The 878-nt window shown below is 68.6% G+C and carries 2 protein-coding genes; both read left to right on the plus strand.

The window, feature by feature from the left end; translation table 11 throughout:
• On the plus strand, positions 1-477 hold a 477-nt coding region (locus G7A99_RS21810), incomplete at its 5' end, for an ABC transporter substrate-binding protein (RefSeq protein ID WP_163144046.1).
• A gap of 90 nt (positions 478-567) precedes the next feature.
• Positions 568-878 (plus strand): phosphoribosyltransferase family protein (locus G7A99_RS21815; RefSeq protein WP_256379733.1); only part of this gene is annotated, 311 nt, incomplete at its 3' end.

Consider the following 878-nt stretch of genomic DNA (forward strand, 5'->3'; position numbering starts at 1 on the left):
GAGCTCGGCCTGGTGGACGACGAGCACCGCTTCGCCGCGCTGCTGATGTTCCTCACCGATGTCCGCGATCTCGGGCTCTACGTCGCCCGGGGCCTGCAGCTCGCCACCCCCTTCTACTGGGACCTCGACGAGGCCTCGCGCACCTTCGCCCAGGCGGTCTACGAGCGCGCCGGCGCGATGCCGACCATGATCCACGCGGGCACCTACTCGGCCACGCTGAACTACCTCCGCGCCGCCAGGAAGGCCGGCACGGACGACGCCCGGAGCGTCGCGGACACGCTGCGGGGCATGTCCATCGAGGACGCCTTCGCCCACAACGGCCACGTGCGCGAGGACGGGCTGATGGTCCACGACTTCTATCTCATGCAGGTGAAATCACCGCTGAACAGCACCTCGGCCTGGGACTATTACAAGCAGGTCAGCGTCATCCCGGGCGACGACATCCATGCCGCCCCGGACGGCAGCTGCAAGCGGTGACACCAGGCGGGGCGGCCTTCCGGTATTGGCCGCGCGGGCCGATTTGACGATAATGTGCCGCCCCAACCCCGCTGCAGGTACTCGACGACCATGGTGCCACACCCACAGGAAAAGGCCTTTCCCGTCTCCTGGGATCAGCTCCACCGCGACGCCCGGGCCCTGGCCTGGCGTCTGTCCGGCGTCGGCCAGTGGGACGCCCTGGTCTGCATCACCCGCGGCGGGCTCGTGCCCTCGGCCATCGTCGCCCGGGAACTCGGCATCCGGCTTATAGAGACCGTCTGCGTCGCCTCCTACCACGACTACGACACCCAGGGTGACCTGGTAGTGCTCAAGCACGTCACCGACGCCGTCACCAACCTCGGCGCCGGCAGCGGCGAGCGGGTGCTCATCGTCGACGACCT

The organism is Arhodomonas sp. KWT, from assembly GCF_010993615.1.